The following is a 16,829-nucleotide window of genomic DNA, read 5'->3' as shown; positions in this document are numbered from 1 at the left end:
TCATCCTGAATTGTGCAAACCCTAGGCGCAGGGATCCGGCGCGCAGGGACGCAGAACGCCACGCCCCGAGCGGGAGCGTGGCGTTCTGGATGCCAGTGGCGGCCGCGGGCGAGACCGCGAAGCCCGAACTTACGGCAGGTAGTCGACGAGCGGGACCGCGTAGCCCGAACTTACGGCAGGTAGTCGACGAGCGAGTCCGACAGGCCGATGTACGTGGCCGGCGTGAGCGCGAGCAGACGCTGCTTGGCGGCATCGCCGATGTCGAGTCCGTTGAGGAACTCGACGAGGTCGGCCTGACCGATGCGCTTGCCGCGCGTCAGCTCCTTGAGCACGGCGTACGGGTCCTCGATCGTGGATCGACCAGCGGTGACCTCAGCGCGGATGACCGTCTGGATCGCCTCGCCGAGCACCTCCCAGTTGGTGTCGAGGTCCGCAGCGAGGGCGTCTTCGGCGAGGTCGATCTGGCCGAGCCCGCCGAGGATGTTGTCGAGGGCGAGCAGCGAGTGCCCGAAGCCGACGCCGATGTTGCGCTGCGCACTGGAGTCCGTGAGGTCGCGCTGCAGTCGTGAGGTGACGAGCGTCGCCGCGAGGGAGTCGAGGATCGCGCTCGAGAGTTCGAGGTTCGCCTCGGCGTTCTCGAAACGGATCGGGTTGACCTTGTGCGGCATCGTCGAGGAGCCGGTCGCGCCTGCGACGGGGATCTGACGGAAGTAGCCGATGGAGATGTACGTCCAGATGTCGGTCGCGAGGTTGTGGAGCACGCGGTTGGCGTGGGAGATCTTGCCGTAGAGCTCTGCCTGCCAGTCGTGCGATTCGATCTGCGTGGTGAGCGGGTTCCAGTCCAGGCCGAGGCTCTGGACGAACTCGCGCGAGATCGTCGGCCAGTCGGCCTCGGGGTCCGCGACGAGGTGGGCTGCGAAGGTGCCGGTCGCGCCGGAGAACTTGCCGAGGTACTCGTTCGCCTCGATCTGCAGGGCGATGCGCTCGAGCCGGTAGACGGTCACGGCGAGTTCGCGGCCCATCGTGGTGGGTGTCGCTGGCTGGCCGTGGGTGCGGGCGAGCATCGGCACGGCGCGGAAGTCCACGGCCTTCGTGCGGAGGGCGTCGAGGACGAGACGCAGCTTCGGCAGCCAGATCGACTGCACGGCGGCGGAGACGGTCAGCGCGTAGGCGAGGTTGTTGATGTCCTCGCTCGTGCACGCGATGTGGGTGAGCTCGGCGATGCGGTCGAGGCCGAGCGTCGCGAGGCGGTCGCGCACGAGGTACTCGACGGCCTTCACATCGTGGCGGGTGACGGCTTCCTTCTCGGCGAGCCAGTCGATCTCCTCCTGGCCGAAGTCGAGGTAGAGGGCGCGGAGGCTGTCGATCTCGTCGGCGCTGAGTGGGGAGGATCCGAACATCGAACGGTTCGTGAGCGCGATGAGCCACTCGACCTCGACCTGCACGCGGGCGCGGTTGAGGCCGGCCTCCGACAGGTACTCGCCGAGCTCGGTGACGGCGGCGCGGTAGCGGCCGTCGAGCGGGCTGAGCGGCTGGGCGGGGAAACGAGTCATGGGGTGGCTCCCTGTTGTAGTGCTGGTTCGAGTTGGCGGAACAGTGCGCGGCAGGCGTGGTCGATCATGTCGAGGACGGTGTCGAACATCTGCGCGTCGGAGTAGTACGGGTCCGGGACGTCCAGTTTCCCAGCCTGTTGCCGGTCGAAACCGAGCAGGAGGTGGATCTTGGAGCGGTCGGCTTCGGTCGTCGCCCACGTGCGAAGGATGCGGTCGTGGCTGCGGTCGAGTGCGACGACGAGGTCGTACTCGGGAAATCGGTCGGCGTCGAACTGCTTGGCCCGATGCGATGACGCGTCGAATCCGCGTTGGCGGAGGGCGGTGACGGTGCGGTGGTCGGCGTGTTCGCCGACATGCCAGTCGCCCGTTCCGGCGGAGGAGACGGCGACGCGATCGCTGAGGCCGGCCGCGTCGACGAGTCCGGCGAACACGATGGCGGCCATGGGCGACCGGCAGATGTTGCCGGCGCAGACGAAGCACACGCGGAACGGGGCATCGCCGGGGTCGGCCTCCCCATTCGTTGTCATGGTTCCATTCTGGGGGACAGGGGGTCGATGCACGACCACGGATCCGCTGAGAAGCGCGCCAGGCTGCTCCACAGGCGGCGCGCGGAGCGAGTTGTGCACAGTTCGGGAATCCTGCCCGCGGGGGAACGGTGCTTCGGCGAGGGTGGAAGGAGCGGTACTGAGCCGGGCGGGTGACGAGGCGTTTGGATCCACGAGGTGATGCGGAGTCTGCCGACGGCGTGCTGTCCGTCGTCGGCGTGCAGCGACCGTGCTTTCGGTCGGAATCGGCCCGGCTGCCGTTGAGAAGGGATCTGGCTGTTGTCGAGGAAGAAGGGGAATGGATGAGCGACTCGGGATGGGACGAAGCCGCCGTGCAGGCGCTCGTCGCGCGTGAGGGGCTGGTCCGTGACGCGTGCGCATGGGTGGAGTCGGCGATCGGCGAGGTGTCTGGGCTCGGCCCGCCCGGGTGGACGGGCGCGGCGTCGGTCGCGTTCGTCTGGCGTCTCGACGCGCTGGAACAGGAGTTGCGTCGGGCGGAGACATCGCTCGATGCGGCGTGGCAGGCGATCGGCGCGACGAGGGCGGCTGCCGCAACGTCAGGGGTGGGCTGAACGATGTCGGACGATCTCGTGTTGAGCGGCGGCGGGAGGACTGCGGTCGCCACGGACGAACTCCTGCACGTCGTCGAGCGGTTGCGGGTGCTGGCTCACGATGCCGAGAGCTGGGCGGACCGTTTGTCGGGCGCGGCGGCGCTCGCCGCAGTCGGCCCGCCGTCAGTGATGATCGTCCCGCCGTCGGGCGTCCTCCCCGCGCCGATGACACCTGTCGGATTCGAAGCGGGCGCCGATGATCTGGCCGTTGCGGCCGCATCGATCGCGGAGGCGGGAGCGGAGGCCGAGCGACTCGCGTTCGTCCTCCAGCTCTCGGCCGAGGCGTACGGTGCAAGTGAGCGCGTGCAACGCGGGGTGTTCGAGGCACTCGGGTCCGTTCTCGCGACGACTGTCGGCTTCCTCGTCGGGCGAGTGCCCGGTCTGCTGGTTCCACTCCTCGGCGTCCTGGTGCCTGTGTCTGCATACTTCGCCGCGAGCATGGCCTTCCGGACGAGGCCGGACGGCTCGCCCGTCGACACCCTGCAGGATGCCAGACGCACGCTCCTCTCGAGCGAGGTGTTCGTGGCGATCGTTGGCCTCGCCGTGTCGTCGGCGGACGATGCCATGCTCGGGCTCGCCGGCCTGCCACCGTCACTCGCCGGGGTGTTCGGTGATCGAGGGCTCGGTCTCTTCGGCGTTGCGCAGGCGGCAGGGGTGGTCGGCATCGCCGCGGCGGCGACCGGGACGCTGCGCAACAGTGGTGTGACGGTGGGCCCGGTGACCGGCCCAGTGCGCAGGCCGCCGGCCGGCCCCGCCGGGTTCGCCGCGGTCATGCAGCGGATGCCGCCGAGCGAACACGGAGCTCCCCAAGTCCGGATCGAGCGGTACAGGGACGCGCACGGCGTTGATTCCTGGGTCGTCTCCACCGGCGGCACGATCGATGCCTCGCTCCAGACGGGTTCGGAACCGCTCGACATGGAGAGCAACCTGCGGGCCGTCGCGGAGGCGAACGCCGCGAGCGTGCGGGCGACGGAGCAGGCGATGGCCGCTGCGGGCATCCCCGACGGAGCGCGTGTGGTGCAGGCCGGCTACTCGCAGGGCGGGATCGCCGCAGCGACCGTCGCAGCGAGCGGTCGCTACGACACCACTCTCGTCACATTCGGCGCACCCGTCGTCGGCATCGAGCTGCCGGAAGGCGTCGCATCACTCAACGTCGAGCACACCGAGGACCTCGTCCCCAAGCTCGCCGGAATGCGTTCCTTCGAGGTCGACGGCCCGACCGTCGTCGCGAGATCGCTCTGGGACGGTGCGCCGCCGCCAGCGGAGGGCGATGATCCGCTCCCCGCCCACGCGCGTGGAGCGTACGAGGAGACCGCGCAGCTCATGGACGACGCACAGGATGCGCGGATCGCACAGGTGCGCGACGTCCTCGCCGACGTCACTTCGGGTGAGGGGACCGCGGTGCACTACCGGGCGGAACGGGTGACGCCATGACTCCCGTCGAGCAGGTCACGCCGGGTCGGGCCGTCGAGCACGTCGAGCACGTCCGGCCTGACCTGCCCGTCCGGCCTGACCTGCCCGTCCGGTCAGCCGAATCGGGTAGGACGGAACGGAGCTCAGCGCTTCGTCTGCGAGCGGGTGATGATGCCGAAGAGCCAGTTGACGATCGAGATCACGATCGCGCCGAGCACGCCCCACCAGAAGCCGTCGACGGTGAGGCCGAACCCGAACCAACTGCTCACCCAGGCGGTGAGCAGCAGCAGGAGGCCGTTGATGATCGGAGCGATGAGCCCGAGCGTCAAAATGTAGAGGGGGAACGCGAGCACCTTGATGATCGAGCCCACGATCGTGTTGACCACCGCGAAGATGAACGCGACGAGCGCATAGGTGAGGATCGTCGCGAGCGTGTCGCCCGGCGTGTACGCGGTCATGTGGATGCCGGCCACGAGCAGCGTCGTGATCCAGATCGCGAAACCGTTGGCTACGAGGTTCAGAAGGAAGCGGCCCATGCCATCCATTGTCCCAGTTCGAGGCCGGTCGCCCAAGGGCGCACTCGATGCAGGGTCGGCCGCCGGGCCTCCCGGGCCCCGCTGGGCGCGCGGAGTTCATGCCGTTCGCGGAATCAACCGGCCATAGACTCGTCGAGTGAGTGCGCAGAACCAGCCAGAAGCAACGCAGGCGGCCCCGGTGAGACTCCGGCCCGAGATCGCCGTCCTCCCTCCCTACCGGCAGGGCAAACCCGCGGCAGCGGACGCGTTCAAGCTCTCGAGCAACGAAACGCCGTTCCCGCCGCTCGATGCCGTGATCGAAGCGATCCGGGAGACGGCCGCAGACGTCAACCGCTACCCGGACGGCGGCGCCGCCCGGCTCCGCGGCGTCATCGCGGACTGGCAGGGCGTCGACGTCGAACGGATCCACGTCGGGTCCGGTTCGCTCGCGATCCTCAGCCAGCTCGTCAACGCCGCTGCAGGACCCGGCGACGAGATCCTCTACGCCTGGCGCTCCTTCGAGGCCTACCCGGGCCTCGTCACCGTCGCAGGCGCGACGAGCGTGCAGATCCCCGTCCGCGCCGACGGATCACACGACCTCGATGCCATGGCCGCCGCCGTCACCGACCGCACGCGCCTCATCATCGTCTGCACTCCCAACAACCCCACGAGCACCATCGTCACCCGCGAAGCCTTCGAAACCTTCGTCGCAGCCGTGCCATCGGACGTCCTCATCGTCCTCGACGAGGCCTACCGCGAGTTCGTGACCGACCCGGACGCCGTCAACGGCATCCCGCTGCTCGAGGACCACCCCAACGTCGTCGTCCTCCGCACCTTCTCCAAGGCGTACGGGCTCGCGGGCCTCCGCATCGGCTGGGCGATCGGGAACCCCGCCATCCTCGACGCCGCCCGCAACGCGGCCCTCGCGCTCTCGATCACCGCCGCGGCGCAGGAGGCTGCAGCAGTGGCGATCGCGCACGAGCCGGAGATCACCGAGCGCGTCGCAGAGATCACCGAACGCCGCGACCACGTCGCGACGTCCCTCCGCGAACAGGGCTGGTTCATCCCCGAGGCCAACGGCAACTTCGTCTGGCTCGGCCTCGGCGCCGAATCCGTCGCCGCGAACGACGTGTTCGTCGCGAACGGCATCGTCGGACGACTCTTCCCGGACTCCGGGATCCGCATCTCGATCGGCGAAGCAGCCTCTGTGGAGAACCTCCTCACAGCGGCGGCCGAGATTGTCGCCACCCTTCCGGACGGCCACCCGGCCAGGCGGGTAGCGTAGAACGATGGCTCGAACAGGAGAAGACGACCGCATGACACCCGTGCAGTTCCTCGACGCATCCGGGACGTTCACCGCGTCCGCGGCGTCCGAGCAGTACCAGCCCTTCCTCGATCACCTCTCCGAGGCCGACCTGCAGCAGTTCTACCGCGACATGGCGAACGTTCGCGCGTTCGACGAGGAAGCGACGAACCTGCAGCGCCAGGGACAGATGGCCCTGTGGCCGCCGAGCCACGGGCAGGAAGGCGCCCAGGTCGGCTCCGCACGCGCCGCCCGCGCCCAGGACACGATCTTCCCGTCCTACCGCGAGCACGTCGTCGGCATGATCCGCGGCATCGACCCCATCGACATCATCCGGCTCATGCGCGGCAACACGCACGGCGGATGGGACCCGGCAGACCCCAAGAACGGCAACTTCCACCTGTACACGCTCGTCCTCGGCGCGCAGACGCTGCACGCCACGGGCTACGCGATGGGACTCAACTTCGACGGTGCCGTGGGCACGGGCGACCCGGAACGCGACGAGGCAGTCCTCGTCTACTTCGGCGACGGCTCCAGCTCAGAGGGCGACGTCAACGAGGCGATGGTCTTCGCCGCCAGCTACCAGACGCCGGAAGTGTTCTTCCTGCAGAACAACCAGTGGGCCATCTCGGTGCCCGTGTCGCGTCAGTCGCGCACACCGCTCTACCAGCGCGCCGCCGGCTTCGGACTCGACAGCGTCCAGATCGACGGCAACGACGTCCTCGCGAGCTACGCCGTCTCGGCGAAGCACCTCGACGACGCGCGTGCGGGCCGCGGCCCCAGCCTCATCGAGGCGATGACGTACCGCGTCGGCGCCCACACCACGAGCGACGACCCCACGAAGTACCGCACCAACGCGGAGACCGAGTCCTGGATCGCCCGCGACCCCATCACCCGCTTCAAGACCTACCTGCAGGGCCTCGGCGCCTCCCAGGCGTTCTTCGACGAGGTCGATCAGGAAGCAGCGGCGCTCGCCGAAGACGTCCGTGTCCGCACGCTCGCCCTCGAAGCGCCGGGCGCCTCGCTCATCTTCGAGCACGTCTACTCCGAGCCCCACCCGCTCATGGAGCAGCAACAGGCCTGGCTGGCGCAGTACGAAGCATCGTTCGAAGGGGGAGAGGCATGAGCGTCGAGACGATGCCGATGGCCAAGGCCCTGAACGCGGGTCTGCGCAAGGCGATGACCGAGGACGAGAAGGTCCTTCTGATGGGCGAGGACATCGGCCCGCTCGGCGGCGTCTTCCGCATCACCGAGGGCCTGCACGCCGAATTCGGCGACAGCCGCGTCCTCGACACCCCACTGGCGGAGTCCGGCATCGTCGGCACCGCGATCGGCCTCGCGATGCGCGGCTACCGGCCCGTGTGCGAGATCCAGTTCGACGGGTTCGTCTTCCCCGCCTTCAACCAGATCACGACGCAGCTCGCGAAGCTGACGAACCGGCACGAGGGTACGCTCTCGCTTCCGGTCGTCATCCGCATCCCGTACGGCGGACACATCGGCGCCATCGAGCACCACCAGGAGAGCCCGGAAGCGTACTTCGCGCACACGCCCGGCCTCCGGGTCGTGAGCCCGTCGACGCCGAACGACGCCTACTGGATGATCCAGGAAGCGATCCAGTCGAACGACCCCGTCATCTTCTTCGAGCCGAAGAGCCGGTACTGGCCGAAGGGCGAGGTCGATCTCGCATCCTCAGCCGCACCGCTCCACGGCAGCCGCATCGTCCGCACGGGAACCGACGTCACGCTCGTCGGCCACGGCGCCGTCGTGAGCGTCCTGCTGCAGGCGGCGGAGATGGCCCAGGCCGAGGGGACGAGCGTCGAGGTCGTCGACGTCCGTTCGCTCTCACCCGTCGACTACGGCCCGATCCTCGAATCAGTCCGCCGCACGGGCCGCATGGTCTACGTGCAGGAGGCGCCCGGATTCACGAGCATCGGCTCCGAGGTCGCCGCGACCGTCACGGAGCGTGCGTTCTACTCCCTCGAAGCCCCAGTCCTGCGGGTCTCCGGATTCGACGCACCCTTCCCACCGGCGAAGCTCGAGGGCCTCTACCTGCCCGACGCCGACCGGATCCTCGAAGCCATCGACCGATCGTTGGCCTACTGATGCACCGGCTCACCCCGGTCACAAGCGCACTGGCCGCTCCGGCGGCCGCCATGGAAGTGAGGAACGGCGATGAGTGATCTGCAGTTCGAACTGCCCGATGTCGGCGAAGGCCTGACCGAGGCGGAGATCGTCTCGTGGAAGGTCGCGCCCGGCGACGCGGTGTCCGTCAACCAGGTGCTCGTGGAGATCGAGACGGCCAAGTCCCTCGTGGAGCTGCCGTCGCCGTTCGCCGGCACCGTCGGCGCCCTGCTCGTCCAGGAGGGGCAGACGGTCGACGTCGGCACGCCCATCATCCAGGTGAGCACGGACGGCCAGGTCGTCGCGTCCGGTGACGCGCCCGCTGCCGCAGCGGCAGCCGAGGCAGCGCCCGTGAACGAGGGCGCGCAGATCGTGGCCGACGCCGCAGCGACCGTCTCGAACGAGGAGGGCGGCGGCGCAGTCCTCGTCGGCTACGGCTCGGCCGGGCACGCGCAGAGCCGTCGTCGTGGTCGTGGGTCTGCCGCTCCCGCCGCCCCGACCGCTGCAGCACCGGCAGCGCCCGCTGCGCCCGTCAAGCGCGCCGCACCGTCGAGCGTCCCGGCGGCATCCGCATCGCCCGTCATCGCGAAGCCGCCCATCCGCAAGCTCGCGAAGGACCTCGGCGTCGACCTGTCGACGGTCGAGGCGACAGGTCTCGTGGGCGAGATCACGCGCGACGACGTCGTTCGTGAAGCCAGCCAGGCGAGTGTCTTCCGCAACATCCAGACGCCGGACTGGGCCGACGAGCGCGAGGAGCGGATCCCGGTCAAGGGCGTCCGCAAGGCCATCGCGACGGCCATGGTCAAGAGCGCGTTCACGGCGCCGCACGTCTCGCTGTTCGTGGACGTCGACGCGACGCGCACGATGGAGTTCGTCAAGCGGCTCAAGGCGTCCACCGACTTCGCCGGTGTGAAGGTCTCGCCGCTGCTCATCATGGCGAAGGCGATGATCTGGGCCGTGCGCCGCAACCCGACGGTCAACAGCAGGTGGACGGACGAGGAGATCATCGTCCAGCACTACGTGAACTTCGGCGTCGCAGCTGCGACCCCGCGCGGCCTGCTCGTGCCGAACATCAAGGAAGCGCAGGCGATGAGCCTGCTCGAACTGGCGCAGGCGCTCGAGAAGCTCACGCTCACGGCTCGCGACGGCAAGACGACGCCGGCCGACCAGCAGGGTGGCACGATCACGGTCACGAACATCGGCGTCTTCGGCATGGACACCGGCACGCCCATCCTGAACGCTGGCGAGGCCGGCATCGTCGCCCTCGGCACGATCAAGCAGAAGCCGTGGGTCGTCGACGGCGAGGTGCGTGCGCGCTACGTCACGACGCTCGGCGCCTCGTTCGACCACCGCGTGGTGGACGGCGATGTCGCGAGCCGCTTCCTGGCGGACGTCGCGTCGATCATCGAGGAGCCGGCGCTGCTCCTGGAGTAGATCGCGACACCCCGTGCGCCGCGACTGGCACCGCACGACAGCAGGACAACCGCCTGAGGGAAGGACCATCCGAGAGGATCGGTCCTTCCCTCAGGCGGTTTTCCTGTTCTCAGGCGCACCTCGGGCCGTCCGCCTCGGGCGGTCCACCTCGGGCGGGCCGCCGGTCCGCCGGGCGGTCCACCGGGCAGCCGTGGAGGGTCAGATACAGTGAGTTTGAGAATCAGTCTCAATAGGCGTAGCGTGGAGGCATTCACCCCGACCTAGAAAGTCTGCCGATGCGCACACGCTCAACCACCGCACTCCTCGCGATCATCCCCGCGGCCGCCCTCGTCCTGGCCGGTTGCGCCACGACGCCGGCCGCATCGTCGGAGTCGGGCAAGGTGGACGTCGTCGCGTCCACCAACGTCTACGGCGACATCGCGTCGAAGATCGGCGGGTCGGACGTCAGCGTCACCTCGCTCATCTCCTCGAGCGCCCAGGACCCGCACTCCTTCGAGGCCAGCGCGCAGGACCAGCTCGCCGTCAAGAAGGCCGACGTCGTGATCGAGAACGGCGGCGGCTACGACCCGTTCATTGACACGCTCGTCTCCGCGGCCGGCAACGACACGACGAAGGTCATCAACGTCGTCGACCTCTCCGGCCTCGCCGGCGACGACCACGCGGACCACGATCACGCCGATGCCGACCACACAGACGCCCCGGCCGACTCCACCGAGAGCGCCGATGACGGCCACGGCCACATCGAGGGCTTCAACGAGCACGTCTTCTACGATCTGCCCACGATGGCGAAGCTCGCGGACGAACTCGCGAAGGAGTTCGGCGCGGCGGACAGCGCCAACGCGGACACCTTCACGAAGAACGCCGAGTCCTTCAAGGCCAGCCTGACCACGATCGAGAACGCTGCGGCCGCGATCAAGACCGATCACGACGGCGCGGGCGTCGCGATCACCGAGCCCGTCCCGCTGTACCTGCTGCAGTCCGCCGGCCTCGTCAACAAGACGCCCGCCGAGTTCAGCGAGGCCATCGAGGAGGGGACGGACGTCTCTCCAGCGGTCCTCAAGGAGACGCTCGACCTCTTCGGTACCGGAACCGTGTCCCTGCTTGCCTACAATGAGCAGACGAGCGGCGCCGAGACCGAACAGGTGGAGAAGGCCGCAACAGCTGCAGGCGTCCCGGTCGTGTCGTTCACCGAGACCCTGCCGGACGGCAAGGACTACCTCTCCTGGATGACCAGCAACGTCGAGGCCGTCGCCAAGGCCCTGCAGAAGTGACCGATTCCGCAGCCGCAGCAGCTCGGGGCGCGCGTGAGCCCGTTCTCGAGCTGCGCGGCGCGGAACTCGGGTTCGGCGGCCGAACCCTCTGGCACGACCTCGATGTGAGCGTCGCGCCGGGTGAGTTCCTCGCGGTCCTCGGACCGAACGGCTCCGGCAAGACGAGTCTGCTCCGCACGATCCTCGGCCAGCAGGCGCTCGATTCCGGCAGCATCCGCTTCAACGGCGGATCGGTCCAACGCGGTGATCGTCGCATCGGCTACATCCCGCAGCAGAAGCTCATCCCGGCGGGCACGCCGATGCGGGCACGCGATCTCGTGGCACTCGGCGTCAACGGTCACCGGTTCGGGTTCCCCGTCTCCGGCAGGGCGACGAGGGCGCGCGTCGATGCACTCCTCGACGCGGTCGGCGCCACGGCGTATGCGGACGGCCCGGTCGGCAGCCTCTCGGGAGGCGAGCAGCAACGACTCCGCGTCGCGCAGTCCCTCGCGGATGATCCGCTGCTCCTCCTGTGCGACGAACCCCTCCTCAGCCTCGACCTGCAGCATCAGCGCGGGGTCAGCGAGTTGATCGACGAGCGTCGCCGCGAGCACGACTCCGCCGTCGTCTTCGTGACGCACGATGTGAACCCGGTCCTGCCGATGGTGGACCGCATCCTGTACCTCGCCGGCGGCCGTTTCCGCGAAGGCACGCCGGACGAGGTCCTCCGCAGCGAGGTCCTCTCCGAGCTGTACGGCACACCCGTCGACGTCATCCGCAGCCATGGCCGCATCGTCGTCGTGGGCATCCCGGACAGCGAGACGCATCACCACCACCACGACGAGCACGGTCTCGTCGTTCCGGAGGCCACACGATGAGCGCCGCGATGGTTCTCACAGCGGCGTCGGACGACAGCGTCTGGGGTCGCCTGTTCTCGTTCGAGAACTACGGCGCGCTCTTGGAACTCGTCCACAATTCGATCGCGGCCGCAGCGGTCCTCGGCATCGTCGGCGGCTTGATCGGCGTGTTCGTGATGCAGCGCGACATGGCGTTCGCCGTCCACGGCATCAGTGAGCTCTCGTTCGCGGGGGCCGCCGGCGCCCTGCTCCTCGGCCTCAACGTGGTCGCCGGGTCGCTCGTCGGCTCGCTCATCGCGGCGATCATGATCGGCCTGCTCGGTGCGAAAGCGCGCGATCGGAACTCGATCATCGGCGTCCTCATGCCCTTCGGCCTGGGACTCGGCATCCTTTTCCTGGCGTTGTATCCGGGGCGGAGCGCCAACAAGTTCGGCCTCCTGACCGGCCAGATCGTCTCGGTCGACGATCCGCAGCTCCTCTGGCTCATCGGCATCAGCGTCGTGGTCCTCGTGAGCCTCCTCCTCATGTGGCGGCCGCTCACCTTCGACAGTCTGGATCCCGATGTCGCGGCCGCGCGCGGGGTGCCCGGCCGGTTCGTCTCCCTCGCATTCATGGTGCTCCTCGGCCTGATGGTCGCGGTCTCGGTGCAGATCATCGGCGCGCTCCTCGTCCTCGCCCTCCTCGTGACGCCGGCCGCCGCTGCCCTCCGCGTCTCGGCCTCGCCGGTGCTCGTGCCGGTGCTGAGCATGCTCTTCGGCTTCGTCTCTGCCGTCGGCGGGATCCTGCTCGCGCTCGGCGGTTCGCTCCCGATCAGCCCGTACATCACCACGATCTCGTTCCTGATCTACCTCGTGTGCCGGCTCATCGGTCCGCGGGTGATGCAGCGGAAGAGTGATCGTGCGCGTGCCGTCCTCGGCGCGGCGACCGGAGGAACGGCGCCCGGAACCACCGGCTCCCAGACACCTGTGGGGACGCGATGAAAGACCGGACGGCGGCGGCGGAACGGGTACCCTTGAGGCGAGGAGGAGTCGTGGCGAAACGCAACACCTGGCAGCGCGAAGCCGTTCGTGAAGCCCTTGGCGGCAACGACGGCTTCATCAGCGCGCAAGGACTGCACGCCGAGCTCCGCGACACGGGTTCCCCCATCGGCCTCGCCACCGTCTATCGCGCACTGGCGGATCTCTCGGTCGAGGGAGAAGCCGACTCGCTGCAGTCGCCGGAGGGCGAGAGCCTGTACCGCGCCTGCACGCCGGGCAAGCACCACCACCACCTGATCTGCCGGAACTGCGGTCTCACGATCGAGATCGAGGCGGACGAGGTCGAGGCGTGGGCCCGTCGCGTCGCATCCGAGCACGGATTCACCCAGGCGCAGCACGTCGTCGACATCTTCGGCCTGTGCGAAGCGTGCTCGATCGCTGCAGCCACAGGCGAGGGCGCCACCGCAGCAAGCGCTGTCACCACCGTCGGCTCGACCCCTCCCGCGCCGCAGCAGTGAGCCCCACCAGGGACAGCCTCCGGTCCGAATTGTGGCCTGAGACGGAGACCTGGCATCTCGAGGAGGAGCGCGCACCGCGCAACGTCAGAACACCCCTGCTCATCACGGGTGCAGCGGTCGTCATCGTCGGACTCTTCGTCCTCCGCGCCGTCATGCCGCTCGGCGATGCGCTCTCCCCGCCGCACGCGGTCCGGGACTTCTTCACCCTGACGCTCAGCGTCGTCGTCGAATCGTTGCCGTTCGTCGTCCTCGGCATCGTGCTGTCGATCCTCGTCCAGGTGTGGTTGCCCGCCGGGTGGCTCGAGCGATGGCTGCCGCGGAACCAGGTCCTCCGCCGCGCGTGCATCTCGCTCCTCGGGATGTTCCTGCCGGTCTGCGAGTGCGGGAACGTCCCGCTCGCCCGGGGCCTCATCCTCCGCGGCTTCACCGTGCCGGAGTCGATCACGTTCCTCCTGGCCGCGCCGATCCTCAACCCGATCGTCATCGTCACGACCCACCAGGCCTTCGGTTGGGACGGCGGCATCCTCGTCGCGCGGCTCGTCGGCGGCTTCGTCCTCGCGAACCTCATCGGCTGGCTGTTCAGCCGCCACCCCGATCCGTCGTCGCTCCTCACGCCGCGCTTCCAGGCGTACTGCGAGGTGACGGAGGAGCACGACCACGAGCACAGCCGCCTGGAGCAGACGCTGCAGCAGTTCGTCGCCGAGGCGCGCGCGATCATGCCGGCGCTTCTCATCGGTTCGGCCGTCGCCGGCGCCGTGCAGGTGCTCGTGCCGCGGGAGGTGCTCGTGACCCTGGGCGCGAACCCCGTGTGGTCGGTGCTGGCGATGATGGCGCTCGCGCTCATCGTGTCGATCTGTTCCAACGTGGACGCGTTCTTCGTCCTCTCGTTCGGGTCGACGTTCATGCCGGGATCGATCGTCGCGTTCCTCGTGCTCGGGCCCGTCGTGGACGTCAAGATGCTCGCGCTCATGCGCACGACCTACACGACCCGCACGCTCGTCGTCATCACGGGCATCGCGATCCTCTTCTCGGCCGCGCTCGGATTCGGGGTGAACGCCCTTGCCTAGCGGGACGCACGACCACGCCCACAGCCATTCGCACAGCCCTGACCACGCGGCGGTCGCCGCCCGCCCGCGCCGCCGCTTCAGCATCGACCATCTCCGCCAGCGCTGGTGGGGCGTCCTCCTCCTCGTGACCGCGGCGGTCTGCATCCTGTGGCTCGCGGCCACGGATCGCCTCGGCCTGTACGTGCACCCGCGCTACTTCGTCTTCACGGTCGTCATGGCGCTCATCGCCGTGGCGCTCGGCCTGTTCAGCGTGCTCGTCCACGTGCCGGCGGAGACCGAGACGCCGCGGCGCGGGCGGGCCGTCCTCGCGACCCTGTCGGTCCTCGGCAGTCTCGCGATCGTGACGGCGATGGTCGTCCTCCCGCCGGCGACGCTCTCCGTCGCGACCGCGGACCAGCGCCAGGTCAACTCGGGAACGCTCTCCGGGACGGTCGACGGCAAGGACGCGCAGACCGTGCTGACCGCGAATCCGGACTTCTCCACCTTCGGCATCAAGGACTGGGCGACCCTGCTGCGTCAGACCACGCGCCCCGCGGATCTCGTCGGCAAGCCGTTCACCGGTTCCGGTTTCGTGATCGCGGACCCGGACGACCCGGACGTGTTCTTCGTCTCGCGCTTCGTGGTCAACTGCTGCGCGGTCGACGCGCAGCCCGTCGGCGTCCCCGTGCATCAGCCGGGGTGGGAGAAGGATCACGAACCGGGGGCGTGGGTACAGGTCGCCGGGACGATCGCCGATGGCGGGTCGACGGCCCAGCCGCTCCGCGTCGCTCCCAAGGACGTAACCGCCATCCCGGAACCGAACGATCCGTATGAGTACTAGTGGTTCCAGCCGGGATGCGGGCGATCGCCGTTTCCGCCGGCTCGTGGGCATCGTCCTCGTCTCGCTCCTGCTGGTCGCGGGGATCGCTGCGTTCGCGGGATCCGTGCAGGGGCCGAAACTCGTTCGCACCGATGTCGACACGGCGGGTCTCGTGGAGACGTCCGGGCAGCGTGTCGTCATGTACGTCAACCAGCAGTTGGGCGAGCTCGACGCCGACGCGGTGACGATCACCCCGAAGGCCGACTTCCAGACGAGCGCTTCCGGGAACATGATCACGCTGCAGTTCGCGGGACCGCTCGCGTACGACACGCAGTACACGGTCGCCGTGAAGGGGGCGCGGAGTCCCGGTGGCGGAGTCGCGTCCGATCTGAGCACGTCGTTCGAGACGAGCCGGCCGGCGCTGTACTCGCTCGTCCGTAAGCCGGTGCCCGCCGATGATCCGCAGGCGAAGAAGGGCGACGACCGCATCGAGGAGGTCTCGCTCGACGGCTCGCCCGCACGGACGGTGTACTCGGCGCCGCGGATCCAGGAGTTCGCCGAGGTCGGCTCGTCGCTCGCGGTCGTCACGCAATCGCTCGGCGGCTTGAACGAACTGGCGCTCGTCGATGTCGCGAGCGGGAAGGCGACACCCGTCGAACTCCCGAAAGGCGGTGTGATCACGCAGGTCCGGAGTTCTCCGTCGCAGGGGATCATGGGCTTCCTCTTCACCGAGCAGTCCTTCGGTCGCGAGGGCGGCGACAACCTCACGCTGTACTCGCTCGACACGCGGAAGGCGGATGCGAAGCTGCAGCGCGTCGCCGGGATCGACGGCGGCGCGGTCCATTCGCTCGAGTGGCAGTTCGTGCCGCAAACCGCATCGATGCTCGTCCGCACCACCGACAGCTCGCTCGAACTCCTCGACCCCACGGGTCAGGCCGCTCCTGCACTGCTGGGGAGGGCGACCCTCATCCAGAGCTTCATCCCCAACACCACGAAGGTCATCGTGGAACAGCTCGACGGGGTGGTCGTCCTCGACCTCACGACGGGCGAGTCGGTCCCGCTCGTCCTGCCGGCGTTCGGCAAGGAGGAGATCCCCGGGCAACTCGTCTCGTTGAGCGATCAGCTCTATGCGCGGATCTACTCCCTGTACGACGCGAAGACGGTCACGACCGATCAGCGGGTGCTCGCCGTCAAGGACGGAGCGACCGCAGAACTCTTCCACCCGAAGGACGGAACCGTCGTGTGGGGGATCTGCGCTTCACCGAACTCGCAGTACGTGGGCGTGGTGACGGTGCCGGGGTTCGCGACCGGAGGGTTCGACGGATACGCGAACCTCCCGATGCCGCGTGGCCCGGTGACGGAGATCGTGGAATCCGCCACGGGACGGGTCGTCACGTCCACCCCCGGGTTCGACCTGTCCTGGTGCCCCGGACCGTCGAGTCCCAACTGATCCCACGTGTTTCCGGGCGACACGCCCGGGATGACTGCGGGATTTGCGGGCCCCCCGGGACACACGTAAAGTAATCACTCGTCACCCCAAAGGTGCGGGAAGCGGAAGAGCTTCCCGGCCTCAAGCGGGACTGATACCCAGCCAAAAGTGAAGCTCCAAGAGCGCATCGAGTCCAGATTCGGGCCGTGCAGTTCTTGGTAATTTCTTCCTTCAAGACTAGGCTAAAACTTCCCCTCTTCGGACAAGTCTCTTCAGTGCGCTCTCCTCGTGAGAGCAGCTGAAAACTGGGACTTGACAAACTGAATGAGAGTGGTAAGCTAGAGAAGTTGCCCTGCAGGGCGGTCGTGATGGCCAAAGGCAGGAGCATCCGATCCTTGAGAACTCAACAGCGTGCACAATGTCAAATGCCAAAAACC

At 68.4% G+C, this 16,829-nt stretch carries 16 protein-coding genes; 13 read left to right on the top strand and 3 right to left on the bottom strand.

Annotated features, from left to right (window positions below):
* Positions 1 to 170: 170 nt before the first annotated feature.
* Both purB and ACQ3HB_RS18655 read right to left on the bottom strand, forming a co-directional pair.
* Positions 171 to 1,553 (bottom strand): adenylosuccinate lyase, encoded by a 1,383-nt coding sequence (gene purB, locus ACQ3HB_RS18660; RefSeq protein ID WP_430922136.1) that lies wholly within the window; start codon positions 1,551 to 1,553, stop codon positions 171 to 173.
* Positions 1,550 to 2,080, bottom strand: a complete 531-nt coding sequence (locus tag ACQ3HB_RS18655; protein ID WP_430922134.1) for a low molecular weight protein-tyrosine-phosphatase — start codon at positions 2,078 to 2,080, stop codon at positions 1,550 to 1,552. The genes purB and ACQ3HB_RS18655 overlap by 4 nt, the downstream gene beginning before the upstream one ends.
* Positions 2,081 to 2,400: 320 nt before the next feature.
* Here ACQ3HB_RS18655 and ACQ3HB_RS18650 point away from each other — a divergent pair, with 320 nt between their 5' ends.
* A complete protein-coding gene (locus tag ACQ3HB_RS18650; RefSeq protein ID WP_430922132.1) occupies positions 2,401 to 2,670 on the top strand; it encodes a hypothetical protein in 270 nt (89 codons plus the stop codon).
* A 3-nt stretch (positions 2,671 to 2,673) separates the two neighbouring features.
* Positions 2,674 to 4,143 (top strand): hypothetical protein, encoded by a 1,470-nt coding sequence (locus ACQ3HB_RS18645; protein WP_430922131.1) that lies wholly within the window; start codon positions 2,674 to 2,676, stop codon positions 4,141 to 4,143.
* A gap of 122 nt (positions 4,144 to 4,265) precedes the next feature.
* Here the strand turns inward: ACQ3HB_RS18645 and ACQ3HB_RS18640 are convergent, their stop codons facing one another.
* Entirely contained in the window at positions 4,266 to 4,658 is a 393-nt protein-coding gene (locus tag ACQ3HB_RS18640) for a phage holin family protein (RefSeq protein WP_430922129.1), read from the bottom strand.
* 136 nt (positions 4,659 to 4,794) lie between these two features.
* On the opposite strand from ACQ3HB_RS18640, the gene ACQ3HB_RS18635 reads away from it, so the two are divergent.
* The 11 genes from ACQ3HB_RS18635 (at position 4,795) to ACQ3HB_RS18585 (ending at position 16,413) form a co-directional block, all read left to right on the top strand.
* Positions 4,795 to 5,922, top strand: a complete 1,128-nt coding sequence (locus ACQ3HB_RS18635; RefSeq protein WP_430922127.1) for a histidinol-phosphate transaminase — start codon at positions 4,795 to 4,797, stop codon at positions 5,920 to 5,922.
* A 4-nt stretch (positions 5,923 to 5,926) separates the two neighbouring features.
* Positions 5,927 to 7,066 (top strand): thiamine pyrophosphate-dependent dehydrogenase E1 component subunit alpha, encoded by a 1,140-nt coding sequence (locus ACQ3HB_RS18630; protein WP_430922125.1) that lies wholly within the window; start codon positions 5,927 to 5,929, stop codon positions 7,064 to 7,066.
* Positions 7,063 to 8,043 (top strand): alpha-ketoacid dehydrogenase subunit beta, encoded by a 981-nt coding sequence (locus ACQ3HB_RS18625; protein ID WP_430922123.1) that lies wholly within the window; start codon positions 7,063 to 7,065, stop codon positions 8,041 to 8,043. Before ACQ3HB_RS18630 ends, ACQ3HB_RS18625 begins: the two co-directional genes overlap by 4 nt.
* Before the next feature lie 69 nt (positions 8,044 to 8,112).
* Positions 8,113 to 9,495, top strand: a complete 1,383-nt coding sequence (locus ACQ3HB_RS18620) for a dihydrolipoamide acetyltransferase family protein (protein WP_430922122.1) — start codon at positions 8,113 to 8,115, stop codon at positions 9,493 to 9,495.
* 275 nt (positions 9,496 to 9,770) lie between these two features.
* Positions 9,771 to 10,766 (top strand): metal ABC transporter solute-binding protein, Zn/Mn family, encoded by a 996-nt coding sequence (locus ACQ3HB_RS18615; protein ID WP_430922121.1) that lies wholly within the window; start codon positions 9,771 to 9,773, stop codon positions 10,764 to 10,766.
* Positions 10,763 to 11,623 carry a metal ABC transporter ATP-binding protein gene (locus ACQ3HB_RS18610; protein ID WP_430922120.1) on the top strand — a complete coding sequence of 287 codons (861 nt, stop codon included), beginning with the start codon at positions 10,763 to 10,765 and terminating at the stop codon, positions 11,621 to 11,623. The genes ACQ3HB_RS18615 and ACQ3HB_RS18610 overlap by 4 nt, the downstream gene beginning before the upstream one ends.
* Positions 11,624 to 11,631: 8 nt before the next feature.
* On the top strand, positions 11,632 to 12,582 hold the full coding sequence (locus ACQ3HB_RS18605; RefSeq protein ID WP_430922118.1) for a metal ABC transporter permease: 951 nt from the start codon (positions 11,632 to 11,634) through the stop codon (positions 12,580 to 12,582).
* A gap of 50 nt (positions 12,583 to 12,632) precedes the next feature.
* The gene (locus ACQ3HB_RS18600) at positions 12,633 to 13,097 is read left to right on the top strand and encodes a Fur family transcriptional regulator (RefSeq protein ID WP_430922116.1); all 465 of its coding nucleotides are present in this window, start codon (positions 12,633 to 12,635) and stop codon (positions 13,095 to 13,097) included.
* Positions 13,098 to 13,249: 152 nt separating this feature from the next.
* Positions 13,250 to 14,164: a permease gene (locus ACQ3HB_RS18595; RefSeq protein ID WP_430922244.1), complete on the top strand. Its 915-nt coding sequence runs from the start codon at positions 13,250 to 13,252 to the stop codon at positions 14,162 to 14,164.
* Positions 14,157 to 14,984, top strand: coding sequence for a TIGR03943 family putative permease subunit (locus tag ACQ3HB_RS18590; protein ID WP_430922114.1), 828 nt, complete (start codon positions 14,157 to 14,159; stop codon positions 14,982 to 14,984). Before ACQ3HB_RS18595 ends, ACQ3HB_RS18590 begins: the two co-directional genes overlap by 8 nt.
* Positions 14,974 to 16,413, top strand: coding sequence for a hypothetical protein (locus tag ACQ3HB_RS18585; RefSeq protein WP_430922112.1), 1,440 nt, complete (start codon positions 14,974 to 14,976; stop codon positions 16,411 to 16,413). The genes ACQ3HB_RS18590 and ACQ3HB_RS18585 overlap by 11 nt, the downstream gene beginning before the upstream one ends.
* Positions 16,414 to 16,829: the final 416 nt, after the last annotated feature.

The sequence above is a fragment of the Plantibacter lichenum genome (assembly GCF_050587525.1).
Lineage (GTDB): Bacteria > Actinomycetota > Actinomycetes > Actinomycetales > Microbacteriaceae > Plantibacter.
Note: the sequence above shows the minus strand (reverse complement) of the source record. Positions and strands in the feature narration are given on the sequence as shown.